12 protein-coding genes and 1 pseudogene are annotated in these 11,898 nt (G+C 56.9%); 12 read left to right on the top strand and 1 reads right to left on the bottom strand.

Going from position 1 to position 11,898, the window contains the following annotated elements:
- The 11 genes from WM94_RS29730 to WM94_RS23965 form a co-directional block, all read left to right on the top strand.
- A partial coding sequence (locus WM94_RS29730; RefSeq protein WP_156486000.1) for an IS3 family transposase occupies nucleotides 1-177 on the top strand: 177 nt, incomplete at its 5' end.
- 73 nt (nucleotides 178-250) lie between these two features.
- Complete coding sequence (locus WM94_RS24010; protein WP_061552265.1) at nucleotides 251-1,393, top strand: hypothetical protein; 1,143 nt, start codon at nucleotides 251-253, stop codon at nucleotides 1,391-1,393.
- 151 nt (nucleotides 1,394-1,544) lie between these two features.
- A complete protein-coding gene (locus WM94_RS24005; RefSeq protein ID WP_009681612.1) occupies nucleotides 1,545-2,462 on the top strand; it encodes a LysR substrate-binding domain-containing protein in 918 nt (305 codons plus the stop codon).
- 245 nt (nucleotides 2,463-2,707) lie between these two features.
- Complete coding sequence (locus tag WM94_RS24000; protein WP_009681611.1) at nucleotides 2,708-3,739, top strand: ABC transporter substrate-binding protein; 1,032 nt, start codon at nucleotides 2,708-2,710, stop codon at nucleotides 3,737-3,739.
- A gap of 40 nt (nucleotides 3,740-3,779) precedes the next feature.
- Nucleotides 3,780-4,850 carry an ABC transporter ATP-binding protein gene (locus WM94_RS23995; RefSeq protein WP_009681610.1) on the top strand — a complete coding sequence of 357 codons (1,071 nt, stop codon included), beginning with the start codon at nucleotides 3,780-3,782 and terminating at the stop codon, nucleotides 4,848-4,850.
- A complete protein-coding gene (locus WM94_RS23990) occupies nucleotides 4,843-5,712 on the top strand; it encodes an ABC transporter permease (RefSeq protein WP_009681609.1) in 870 nt (289 codons plus the stop codon). The genes WM94_RS23995 and WM94_RS23990 overlap by 8 nt, the downstream gene beginning before the upstream one ends.
- 11 nt (nucleotides 5,713-5,723) lie before the next feature.
- Nucleotides 5,724-6,518 (top strand): ABC transporter permease, encoded by a 795-nt coding sequence (locus WM94_RS23985; RefSeq protein WP_197844851.1) that lies wholly within the window; start codon nucleotides 5,724-5,726, stop codon nucleotides 6,516-6,518.
- Between the two features lie 92 nt (nucleotides 6,519-6,610).
- Nucleotides 6,611-7,747, top strand: coding sequence for an FAD-binding oxidoreductase (locus tag WM94_RS23980; RefSeq protein ID WP_017638571.1), 1,137 nt, complete (start codon nucleotides 6,611-6,613; stop codon nucleotides 7,745-7,747).
- Nucleotides 7,737-8,072, top strand: a complete 336-nt coding sequence (locus WM94_RS23975; protein ID WP_009681606.1) for a (2Fe-2S)-binding protein — start codon at nucleotides 7,737-7,739, stop codon at nucleotides 8,070-8,072. Before WM94_RS23980 ends, WM94_RS23975 begins: the two co-directional genes overlap by 11 nt.
- Entirely contained in the window at nucleotides 8,065-9,435 is a 1,371-nt protein-coding gene (locus WM94_RS23970; RefSeq protein ID WP_009681605.1) for an FAD-dependent oxidoreductase, read from the top strand. Before WM94_RS23975 ends, WM94_RS23970 begins: the two co-directional genes overlap by 8 nt.
- A 36-nt stretch (nucleotides 9,436-9,471) precedes the next feature.
- The gene (locus tag WM94_RS23965; protein WP_009681604.1) at nucleotides 9,472-9,831 is read left to right on the top strand and encodes a RidA family protein; all 360 of its coding nucleotides are present in this window, start codon (nucleotides 9,472-9,474) and stop codon (nucleotides 9,829-9,831) included.
- 804 nt (nucleotides 9,832-10,635) lie between these two features.
- Here WM94_RS23965 and WM94_RS23960 read toward each other — a convergent pair.
- Entirely contained in the window at nucleotides 10,636-11,619 is a 984-nt protein-coding gene (locus WM94_RS23960) for a hypothetical protein (RefSeq protein ID WP_054904418.1), read from the bottom strand.
- 101 nt (nucleotides 11,620-11,720) lie between these two features.
- On the opposite strand from WM94_RS23960, the pseudogene WM94_RS29720 reads away from it, so the two are divergent.
- Nucleotides 11,721-11,898: pseudogene (locus tag WM94_RS29720) on the top strand (IS5/IS1182 family transposase); the annotation flags it as partial.

Below are 11,898 nucleotides of genomic sequence, written 5' to 3'. Positions count from 1 at the left end.
CTTTTGAAGCGGGAGCGCATCCGACGAAAGATCTACACAACCCGTGAAGAAGCCCGAAGTGATATTTTCGATTACATCGAAATGTTCTATAACCCTAAACGCCGACACAGCAGTGCTATGCAGCTGTTTCCAATAGAGTATGAGAAACGCTATTTCCTGAGCTTGGAGAGTGTCTAGGAAACCAGGGGCGATTCAGTAATCTCCATCAGGGACCATTTGAACAGATATTCCAGGGAGGGTCGAGCCACTCATGTCCGCAGATAAATCTCTTGTCGCTGCCCTTCAAGCGCTGTGGGACATCCCGCCACCTGGCTCGCAGAATCTCTGGAGCAGCCGCGAGTTCGTCGCACTGAAGGAGTTGCTCACCAAACGCTACTACAGCGGAAAATCCACCTTCGGGCTGGAGGTCTCCATCGGCAATGCGCTTAGGTCGCTGGGGCTGCCATGCAGCACCCCTCATCTGTCTAACCAGTCCATGCCAGACATGGCTAAGGTGGCTGGCCTGTTGGCTCATGAGTTTCAACGTACCACCACTAAGCGGCGTTACCTCTGCCCGCTCGATATGGCCGATGAGCTCCCGTCCTTCCAGTTTGGCAATGCCCGGATGGGTCGATTCGCCGATACCGAACTTGAGGTTTTGTTCAATGCGCCCCGCTTAGAGCGCTGCTATCCAGACATGCAGCTGGACGCTCAGCGCCTGTCCCAGTTTCATTGGATGGTCGTAGAGGAGGACGTATCTGTTCGCAGCGAATCGGGCAATCGCCAGTTCTCCTGGCTGGATTTCCCCATCGGAAAGGATCTGGGCGAGATTGTTCCCCACAGCGGGCGCTTCCCCGCTGCGGTAGAACGTGCACTGTTTTTCCTGCTACTGGCGCCATGGGAAGACTGGGCCGAGATGACCGAAGTGGACTGGCGGGGTTTCCGGCTGCCTTGGGTCTATACCCTCGACGATGACCTGTGCGCTTTCCCGCACCCGCCGCCCCACCCTGAGCGGCTGACGTGGGAGCCGTGCTCCTTCCAAGTGGACCACGACGAGTGGGAGGAAGCCGAACGCCCTATGTGGCTGCGAACTTGGGCAACCGCCGAGGATGTGCGGCAGGCACTGGAAGCCAGGTGGGAGCTGCTGCGTGTAGCTAGCCCCCAAGCGTCGGAGCTTTTCTCAACTCCTGTCGAACACTTCCTGGTCCGTGCGTTTCTTTCTGACGGCATCGATGAAGTGATGGCGCACCTCATCATGATTGAGGCCGCGTTTGGCGCCGAGGAAGACCACAGGCGTAAGCTGCGACTAACAGGTGATAATTACGACGAATCGCCGACGCGCAGGGTTGCTGCAAGACTGAGCGCCGCCATCGTCGAGCCTGGCGCAGCGAAGGAGCATCCCGTCGCCGTGTGATGATGGACCTGGGGTACATTAAGCGTTTAACGCAGCGCTGCGCGAGTCCTGCATTGGGGGTGATTGCTTTGAGAGAGGCTGAAACACTGATTCGGCATACCGGCAAGCTGAATATTGGCGCTGTGGAGAAAGCGATATTGGAGACTTTTCCATGATGAGGTTCTCTGAAATTGAGGCGTTCAGGGCCGTCATGTTGTCGGGCTCAACCACTGCGGCCGCGCAGACGCTGCACACCTCACAACCTAATGTGAGCAGAGCGATTGCGCTGCTTGAACAAAAAACCGGCTTGAAACTTTTCGAGCGATTGCCAGGGCGACTGGTGCCCACCAGTGACGCCCGGTCCTTCTTCAAGGAGGTACAACGAAGCTTTGCGGGGCTGCACCATCTGGACGAAGCCGCCAAGCGGATCAAGCGGTTCAGCGGTGGCGCGCTGACGGTCGCCGCAGTACAGATGCTTGCGCTGGGCCTGGTGCCCAGGGTGATGCAGCAGTTTTGTCAAAATCTGCCCGAAGTCAGCGTGTCCATCCATACCGGCCACGCAACGACAGTGGCACGCTGGGTTGAAGATCAAACCTGTGATGTCGGCTTGGTCTCCCAGGTCAATAACAACTATGGCCTGGCCTATGAGCACCTGTATGAGGTAGACGCCGTCTGCGTGATGCCTGCAGACCATCGGCTCGCACGCAAGGACGTGATAACCCCCCAGGACCTGGCGAATGAGCCTTTCATCTCGCTGCCCCGCACCGAACATGGCTACTCACTGGTCGACACCCATTTTGAAAACGCCGGTATTGACCGGCACATTCGCCTAGAGACCTCTTACAGTTCAATCACCTGTTCGCTGGTCATGCAGGGGCTAGGCCTATCGATCGTGAACCCGCTCGCCTCATTGGATTACCGCCATTCGGGCATGGTGACGCGGCCTTTTCTGCCCACCGTAAAACATCAGGGGTACATCATCTACCCCAAAGAGCGCGCGAACGATCGGTTGATTTCAGACTTCGTGACGACCGTCAAAGACGTGCTGGCCCGCGAACTCGAGAGCCTCGGGTGTAAAGCGCCGGCGTAGGGATTGCTCCCGGGAGGGGGGGTATATCACCAGTGCATAGGCCAAGGCGATATTCTATTTGCTTGTCCACCGCTGCTCCCCTTAACGTTGTGTTCAGCCGGAACTGGGGCGCTAAGCGTCTCCTGGAAGACAACAATTATAGTCCGTGCATTGAAGCTGGGCTTCTGCCGACTGATGTTACCCAATTGAGTCAAAACAGAGGCGGACCACTGCCTCGTTAACTCGCGTGAGGAGGGGAAGCTGACATGAAAAAAATCAACACCTTTGCATTGGCCAGCGCCATTACGCTTAGCAGCGGCGCGTATGCGCAAGACACGCTCTATTTCGCAGGGTATTCCGGCGACTTTCAAAAGACCTTTGAAACGGTCATCCTTCCCGAGTTCGAAGCCAAGCATGATGTCAACGTCGTTTATGTGCCGGGCAGCTCGAGTGAAAACCTTGCCAAATTGCAAGCGCAGCGAGCCAGTCAGCAAATCAACGTTGCCTTGTTTGACGACGGCCCCATGCATTACGCCGTGCAATTTGGCCTGTGCGATAACTTGGCGCAGTCGCCGGTGTATCAGGACATCTACGATATCGCCGCAGCCTCGAACTTTAAGGGTAAGGCGGTCGGTATCGGGCTGGTGGCGACGGGCATTGCCTACAATAAAGCAGTCTTCGCCAAGAATGGTTGGGCGGCGCCCACATCGTGGTCCGACATCGCGGACCCCAAATATGCCAAGCGCGTCGCCTCCAACCCTATCTCCGGTACGTTCGGCCTAAATACCTTGATCATGTTCTCCCGCATCAACGGTGGCGGTGAGCATGATATGGACCCAGGCTTCAAAGCCGTTCGTGAAAATGTCGCGCCCAATGTATTGGCGTGGACCTCTTCGAATGCCCAATTAGCGCAGATGTTCCAGAGCAACGATATCGATATTGCTGTCTGGGGTAGCAACCGTGCCGTGGCGTTGAAAAAAACAGGCTTTCCTATCGAGTTTGTTTATCCAAAAGAAGGCACACCCGCCATTATTGCTTCGGCCTGTGTAGTTTCCGGGAATAAGCTCGCAGAAAAATCTCAAGCGCTGATTCAATACCTGGCGTCTCCCAGTGTGCAGGCCAAGTTCGCCACCGAGGGCTTCGGCCCCGTCAACCGGCAAGCCAAGCTCGAAGAGGGTTTGGCCGAAGAGGTCCCTTATGGCGAAGAGAAGCTTGCGCAGCTGGTGCCGATAGACTGGGACACCGTTAACCGTAAACGTGCTGAATGGACAAAACAGTGGAGCCGTACCGTTGAGTGAGCGCTTTTCTCGACGATGATAATAATAGTGAGTATTGGCCATGAGTAATTTGATTATCCGAGGGCTCTCGAAAACCTATTCGGGCGGCTTTACCGCTGTGCGCAACTTGGACCTAGAGGTTAAGAGCGGTGAGTTCATCTCGCTGCTGGGTGGCTCGGGATGCGGAAAAACGACGACACTTCAGATGGTCGCGGGATTTATTTCCCCTACCACGGGTTCTGTCCATCTCGGTGGCAACGACATCACCAGCATGCTGCCTGAAAAACGTGACATGGGCATCGTATTCCAAAGCTATGCACTGTTCCCGCATATGACCGTTGCCGAAAACGTCGGCTTCGGGTTGCAGATGCGCAAAGTGCCTAAACAAGAGCTGGCGACGCGTGTCGAAGAAGCGCTCGCGATGGTCCGTCTGTCGGGGCTCGGGGCGCGTTATCCACGGGAGTTGTCCGGTGGCCAACGGCAGCGTGTCGCTATCGCACGGGTTTTGACGATCCGTCCGAGTGTCTTGCTGCTCGATGAGCCTATGTCGAACCTCGACGCTAAGCTCAGGGGTGAAATGCATGTTGAGCTCCGGGCGCTCCAGCGCCGGCTCGGCATTACTACTATCTTGGTCACCCATGACCAAGTCGAAGCCATGACAATGAGCGACCGAATCGCTGTGATGGCCGACGGTTGCATCGCAGAGCTGGGTAAGCCTCAAGATGTCTACGACCAGCCCACCTCCAGCTTCGCCATGCGCTTCCTGGGTCAGACCAATATTCTCATGGGCAAGGTGAAGTCCATCTCCCAGGGACAGGCATTGGTCCACCTGGACGGCATCGTCGTGCCCGCGAACCGGCAGCAGCTCAAGGTGGGCGACGACGCCATGCTGTTCATCCGGCCTGAGCGCATCCGCTTCACCCCGCCCGGCGTTGGGAAAGCCGAGGGGCGTATTGCATCACGTTTGTTCCTCGGTGGCCTGTGGTATTACGAAATCGAAAGCGCCTTGGGCGCGTTGAAGATGACAGCACCGAACAATGGCGAGCGCCAGCCTCAAGAAGGCGAAACGGTCGGCATCGGTTGGGGCGACGGCGACCTGCAGGTCGTATCCGCGGAGGCCGCCCATGGCTGACACTACCTACCGCGCCAATGGTGCTCAGTGGGTACTCTCGCTGCCCGCGCTCCTGTTGTTTCTAGGGTTGCTCGTCGTACCCATCGCATTGACTGGCATGCTTTCATTCAATGTGTTCGACGCCATGAGTGGCACTCAAAACAGTTATACCTTGGCCAGTTACCTGGAGGTACTCAGCGACAGTTTCTATTACGAGCTGTTTGCCCGTACCGCTTTGATGTCACTGGGCGTCACCGCCGTCTGCATTGCCATTGGCGTTCCTGAAACGCTGATCCTTTCGCGCATGCGGCCCGCATGGCAAGGTGGCTTTTTCGTCGTGATACTCGGCCCGTTACTCATTTCCGTGGTGGTACGGACGTTGGGATGGTCGCTGTTGTTGGGACGTGAAGGTTTTATCAACTCAGCGCTGATGGCACTCGGTCTGATCGACCAGCCACTACAGCTCATGTTTACCCTGACCGGGGTAGTGATTGCCCTGACCCATGTGATGATGCCTTTCATGGTGATCTCGGTATGGAGCACGCTGCAAAAAGTCGATGGCCAGATTGCCCATGCGGCCCGCTCCCTCGGGGCCGGCCCGGTGACCACCTTCAGGCGCGTTGTGCTGCCGCAGCTGATGCCGGGTATTTTGTCTGGCGGGATCATCGTCTTTACCTTGTCTGCCTCGGCCTTCGCCACGCCGGCGATGATCGGCGGTCGCGGCGTCAAAGTCGTCACCACGGCGATCTACGATGAATTTCTCTCCACGATGAACTGGCCATTGGGCGCTTCCATTGCGGTGCTCTTGCTTATTGCCATTGTCTTCGTGGTGATCGGCAGCAATCGATTGATCGAGCGAAAATTCAAGCAGGTGTTCGTATGAGTGATCGCAGCCTGGAAAGTAACGGACCCTTTGCAATACTCTTCCACACACTGTTCGTCAGTTTCATTGTGGCGCCGCTGTTGATCATTGTATTGGTCTCTTTCTCAGACAAGGGCTATATATCGATGCCTTTCGACGGCGCCTCGTGGCGGTGGTACAAAGCCATTTGGGACGCCCCGGAGTTGATCAATGCGTTTTGGCTCTCGGTGTGGCTGGGGCTTGGCGCGGCGACGATTGCGTCCATTGTCGCGGTACCCGCCGCGATAGCTATTGCCAAATACCGTTTCGCCGGACGCGAAGCACTTACATCATTGATTCTCTCCCCCTTGATGATTCCTCATGTCGTGCTTGGTGTAGCGTTTCTCAGGTTCTTTTCAGTGGCGGGGATTTCGGGTTCGTTCATCGGGCTGTTATTGGTGCATGCATTGATCGTCACGCCTTACTCACTGCGGCTTACCCTGGCGGCTGTCATCGGGATTGATCGCGATGCGGAACTGGCGGCACGCTCACTCGGCGCCTCTAAATATGTGTCCTTTTGGAAAGTGTTGTTTCCCTTGATTCTCCCAGGCGTGGCCGGCGGTTGGTTATTGGCCTTCATTCAAAGTTTCGATGAAGTCACCATGACGATATTCGTCTCCACCCCGGGTACTACGACACTTCCGGTTGCCCTGTATGAACGGATCGCATTGATGACCGACCCGGTGACGACTTCGGTTTCCACGGTAATGATTGTGGGAACGATGATCCTCATGTTTTTGCTAGACCGTATTGTCGGTTTGGACAAAGTATTAATCGGTAAAAAATAGGCCCAGGTGCACTTTTCGCTTCCAAAGACTTTGGCAGCGAGGAGCCGCTCGCCCTTTTTTCAAGAGCTGCCGCACAGTTGCGGAGGTGAAGTATGAGCAAAGAACACATGATCGTAGTGGGCGGTGGACTCGTCGGCGCGGCAATTGGCTACGGTGCCGCGCGCAGGGGCCTTAAGGTCACCGTCCTCGACCAAGGGGATGCCGCATTACGCGCCTCTCGGGGAAATTTTGGCCTGGTCTGGTTATCGAGCAAAGGTGGTGGGATGCCCCGCTATGCGCAATGGACGCGCGATGCCGTAAGACAGTGGCCGGAACTGCACCGGGAGTTGCTCAGCCTGACGGGTGTCGATACGGGGCTTGAGCAAACGGGCGGCTTCTGGCTTGGGTTCAGCGAAAAAGAGGTACAAGCGCGGGCGGACTTGCTTGAGAAAATCAACAAAGCAGTGGGTGATATCCCCTATCAAATGATGGGCCCTGCAGAGCTGAGGCAGCATTTGCCTGGGCTAGGCCCCAAGGTCGTCGGCGGAAGCTTCGGTACTCATGATGGCCACGCCAACCCCTTGATGCTGCTCAGGGCACTGCATGCGGGTCTGAAAATGAAGGGGGCAGATATCATTTCTGGCGTTGACGTTGTTGCGGTCTCGCAGGACCCCGGTACCGGTAAATTCACGGCGCGTTCCCGGGATGGCCAATCCTGGAACAGCGACAGGCTCGTACTCGCCGCCGGTATCGGGATCTCCGAGTTGGCATCGCAAGTGGGGTTGCATGCCCCAACCCGCCCGACGCGCGGGCAAGTGCTGATCACCGAGCGGCTCAAGCCGTTTATCCCCTACCCGACGAACAAGGCGCGGCAGACCAAGGAAGGGTCGGTGCAGATCGGCTCGACTTCAGAAGATGTCGGTCTGGATGATCGCACGACACCTGACAAGATCAGCTGGCTCGCCGAACGGGCTGTAGATACGTTTCCCGCCCTCAAGGATGTGAGGCTCGTTCGAGCATGGGGCGCCATTCGGCCTTTAACCCCCGACGGCTACCCGGTGTACCAGAGTTCGACGACGTGCCCAGGGGCCTATGCCGTTATTTGTCATAGCGGCGTGACACTGGCGGCAATCCACGCCTACGTCATCGGGCCCTGGGTCGGGGGCATAACACCCTCACCCCCGAACTTCGAAGGGTTCCACAGCGACAGATTCCTAGACCCCAACGCGAGTTTTACCCATGACCACTAAGCCGCTTTTTTCTGTTTCGAACGCGCCTGCTGGGCGGACGGTAAAAATCACATTCGAGGGGCAAGAATTGCGCGTCGCCGAGGGCATCAGTGTGGCTGCCGCGTTGCTGACCCAAGGCGCCCGTGATTTCCGCTCCAGTATCGTCGGTAATGTTTCCCGCGCTCCGTACTGCATGATGGGTGTTTGCTTTGAATGCCTCGTTGAAATCGACGGCGTACCCGCACGGCAAAGTTGCATGGTCCCGGTGCGCGACGGCATGCATATCAAGCGTCAACTCGGCGCTGTGGCACTGGACCTCGGCGAAATGGGAGGGTGCCATGAATAATGTCCCGGTAGACCTGGTGGTCGTCGGTGCCGGCCCAGCTGGAATGGCCGCAGCCTGCCAGGCACGCGCCCAGGGGTTGACGGTGGTCGTGCTGGACGAGCAACCAGCGCTCGGCGGCCAGATCTATCGGCGGATCGAGTCCGCTCCTGAAGCCATACAACACATCCTCGGCGCGGATTACGTCGCAGGCCGAGCCCTTGCTCGTGAATTCAAAGCCAGCGGTGCTATCCACATCACCGGTGCGGTGGTCTGGAACGTGGCCGCTTCGGGGGAAATCAATTACATCGCCAATGGCCATAATGAAGACATCGTCGGCAAGTATGTCGTACTGGCCAGCGGCGCCATGGAGCGACCATTCCCCATCAAAGGCTGGACGTTACCTGGTGTAATGGGCGCGGGTGCCGGTCAGATCATGCTCAAAGGGGCTGGTGCACTGCCTACCGAGCCCGTTGTCCTCGCCGGTTGCGGTCCGCTGCTCTACCTCTTGGCTTGGCAATACCTCAGGGCAGGCGTGGCGATCAAGGCGTTGGTGGACACCACACCACAGTCGGCTTATGTCCGGGCGTTGCGCGAAGCGGCTGGTGCGCTCAAAGGCTGGCGTGATCTTGCCAAGGGCATGAAGCTGCTCGCGTCGATCAAGCGTCACGGGGTCAAGGTTTACTCGGGCGCTACCGACCTGGCAATCGTGGGGGACCATGCGGCCCAAGGCATTCAATTCAAACATCGCGGGCAGCGCACGTCCGTCGCGTCTTCTCTGGTGTTACTGCATCAAGGGGTGGTCCCGAATGCGCAACTCAGCCTCTCGACGGGCGCCGCGCACTATTGGAGCCCCGAGCAACTTTGCTGGTTGCCGCATACCGATGAGCATGGACGCCTGGGCGACACCGTGATCTACGTCGCCGGTGATAGCCGAGGCATCGTCGGCGCCAAGGCATCTGCTGTACAGGGACGCTTGGCGGCCTTGGCAATTGGGGCGCAGCTTGGAAGTTTGCAGGGCTTGGGACATCAACTGGCCGGACTGGCTCAGCAGTTGGAAAACGCTACGAGCATCAGAAAGTTCCTGGATGTTCTTTATCGCCCCCAGGAGGAAAATAGAATTCCCGCAGACGATAACGTGCTGGTGTGCCGCTGCGAGGAAGTGACTGCTGGGCAGATTCGCAGCTATGTAGCGTTGGGCTGCCATGGGCCGAATCAAACCAAGGCATTTGGCCGCTGCGGCATGGGGCCATGCCAAGGACGTTTCTGCGGTTTAACCGTCACCGAAATTATCGCGAAAACGCGCAACGTCGATCCTAACGAGGTCGGCCACTACCGCGTTCGCGCCCCTATCAAACCTATTTTACTGGGCGAACTTACACATTAGTTCGCCCGTTCTTCATACTAAAATCCAGGAGCCTATATGAGTGATATCGTTCGCATCGAAACTGACCCGCGCCGTAGCCGGGTCGTTATTTATAATGGTGTGATTTATGTCGGCGGGATGACCGCCGATGACCGCACTCAAGATATCGCCGGCCAAACACGCGATACATTGGCGAAAATTGAAGCTTATCTTGAGAAGGCGGGCTCAGACAAAAGCCGGGTGCTGACAGCGCAAATCTGGATCAAAGACCTGGCCCGTGACTTCGACAGCATGAATGAGGTCTGGAACGCCTGGACCGCACCGGGTTGCGCCCCCACGCGCGCCACCGCCCAGTGCGACATGGGCGCGCCGGATGTGCTGGTCGAGATCATCGTGACCGCCGCGGTTGCTGAGTAAGCCGCCTCGCAGTACTACAGCTAAACCGGTCTGTACGGTGTTCACGGCACCGCGCAATGTGATGAGGCGTTTCAACTACAGCTTCTGACTGGCGTGAGCGCGCGCACCGGCGCAAGGTGCGCCGCTGCGCCCACGGCTTACCAATCAGCCGGGGGGATACTGGGGCCAGGCAGAAAATCTGTACCTGGGTTTCCTGCCCAAGAGGTACAGCGTAAACCCGACCGTTTGGTGCAATAGGCGGGAAGTATTGCCCGTTACCGAGGTGACGAAATTCCATGCTTGTGCTCCGGATAGATGAGGTCGCTAGACACTCTCCGGTAACTTCCTGAAAACCCAAGGTCAGCTGTTGTCAGCGAGTCGGCGCACGAGTTTATCTTGTTGGGCAAGCTAGCTCGCCACATGGCGTGCGTGCATGTAGCTGATCTAAACGCTTCGGCGTTTTGCTCACTTTCGCTAGGGTGCCGAAACTGGCAGCCCTTCCGAAGTCATCCCATGACCTCACAGGCTTGGGAAAATACTGCGTATCGCAGCGGTAGGGTGCCCTGCCGTTGGATTTGGATCAGCGCCCGCTGCCAAAAGAGGCAGCGGGCAGTTTGCTGCAGGTAGCTGGCCGTACCGCTGAAGACTCAGTCGTCGCCACGCTTTTTGTCCAGACGCGCTGCGACCATGTAGCCAATAGCGCCTGCGATGGTCAGCGCACTGACGACGGCAAGCACGGCATATACAAGCAGCTCAAAACGATCCATGCCCTTACTCCTTTGATTTGAGGTCTAAAGGTTAAGGGCTTTTGATCGAATCCCAAATCTACTGTGTGACGGCTTTGCGCCCGGTGCCTGCAGGCTCTTTCCGCATGTAGGCCCTGGCACCGACGTACGCATCAGTTTCCCAAATATGCAAATGCCCTAACTCGTAGGCGACGTCATTCCGAGCCTCCAGATCCTCATCGTCGGGTGCTTTTCCTCCAAGAATCGGGGCGTGGTGACCAGACGACCGCTGGTAGAGCTCGCAGGCATATGCTGCGCGACAGTCATCAATGTTTAGTCCGTGAGAAAGTAAAAGCTCTTGCGCTGCAGGTAGGTTCTTTGATTTCCATGTACGCCAAGCTGCAGGCTTCGGGCGCCTGCTGCCATGTCGTTTTTGAAATGCTGCGGCCTTATCCAGAATGACAATTTGCTCAGGATCAGAAATATTAATGATCCGATGCTCACGCTTATCTTTGCTGAACGCATAAAAGATGTTTTCCGCCTCGGCTTCTTTATGAGCATCTTCTGCGTCGAAGAAAAAAGCGTCTAGCATTGACATGCCGAGGTATCGAACCAATCTGATCAATGTTGCTAGCTGCTCTGAGTGGAGAGTCTGAATATCTACCATCGCGGCTTCAAACCTAGTTCGGTCAAGACCGCGAGGTACCGTAATCCGTGCATGGCTTGGAAAGCCAAGCCGGCTACCAGCATCAGCCGCTGAGCCCTTCCAGCGTCCATCACTTGCGAAGCTCATTACTGAATGTACAGTCTCAAGCAGAGCGATTACGTTTTGCTGCGGAAGGTTCCCTTGGTATGCCTGGATGTACAGCTCTTCCCCGTACTCCCTCACAAGTTTTTTATTGACGAATTCCAGGATATCCACCTCATGAGAGTCCCTGGCATAAACACAGAACTGCGCCCATTGCTGGTCGTGGATCATGGCCTCGTGTTGCCCAAGTAGCCCGCGTCGGACTGCCTCCCCGAGTACCGCCGAGCCGGCCTTGGTCAAGTCCCGATCAAAATGTGAGTGGAAACTCTGCTTCATGGGTCATTTCTCCATTCAGCTCAGGTGCTGAGCTGCTAAGGAATCTCCGAACAAGCCTTCAGTTATGCGAGAATCCCCGCAACACCTGATCCGAGCCGCCCATGAGCCAGATGAGCTTTTCCGACTTTGAGTACGCCGGCAAGCGCAAGCAGACCCGCCGAGAGCGCTTCCTCGCCGAAATGGATCAGGTGGTGCCCTGGGCAGGCCTGCTGGAGCTGATCGAACCGTTCTACCCCAAGGCCGGCGGCGGTAGAAAACCCTATCCTCTGGAAACCATGC

The organism is Pseudomonas sp. ABFPK (assembly GCF_001586765.1).
GTDB lineage: Bacteria > Pseudomonadota > Gammaproteobacteria > Pseudomonadales > Pseudomonadaceae > Aquipseudomonas > Aquipseudomonas asiatica.
The sequence above is the reverse complement of the archived record's forward strand: the minus strand, read 5'-3'. Positions and strand labels throughout refer to the sequence as shown.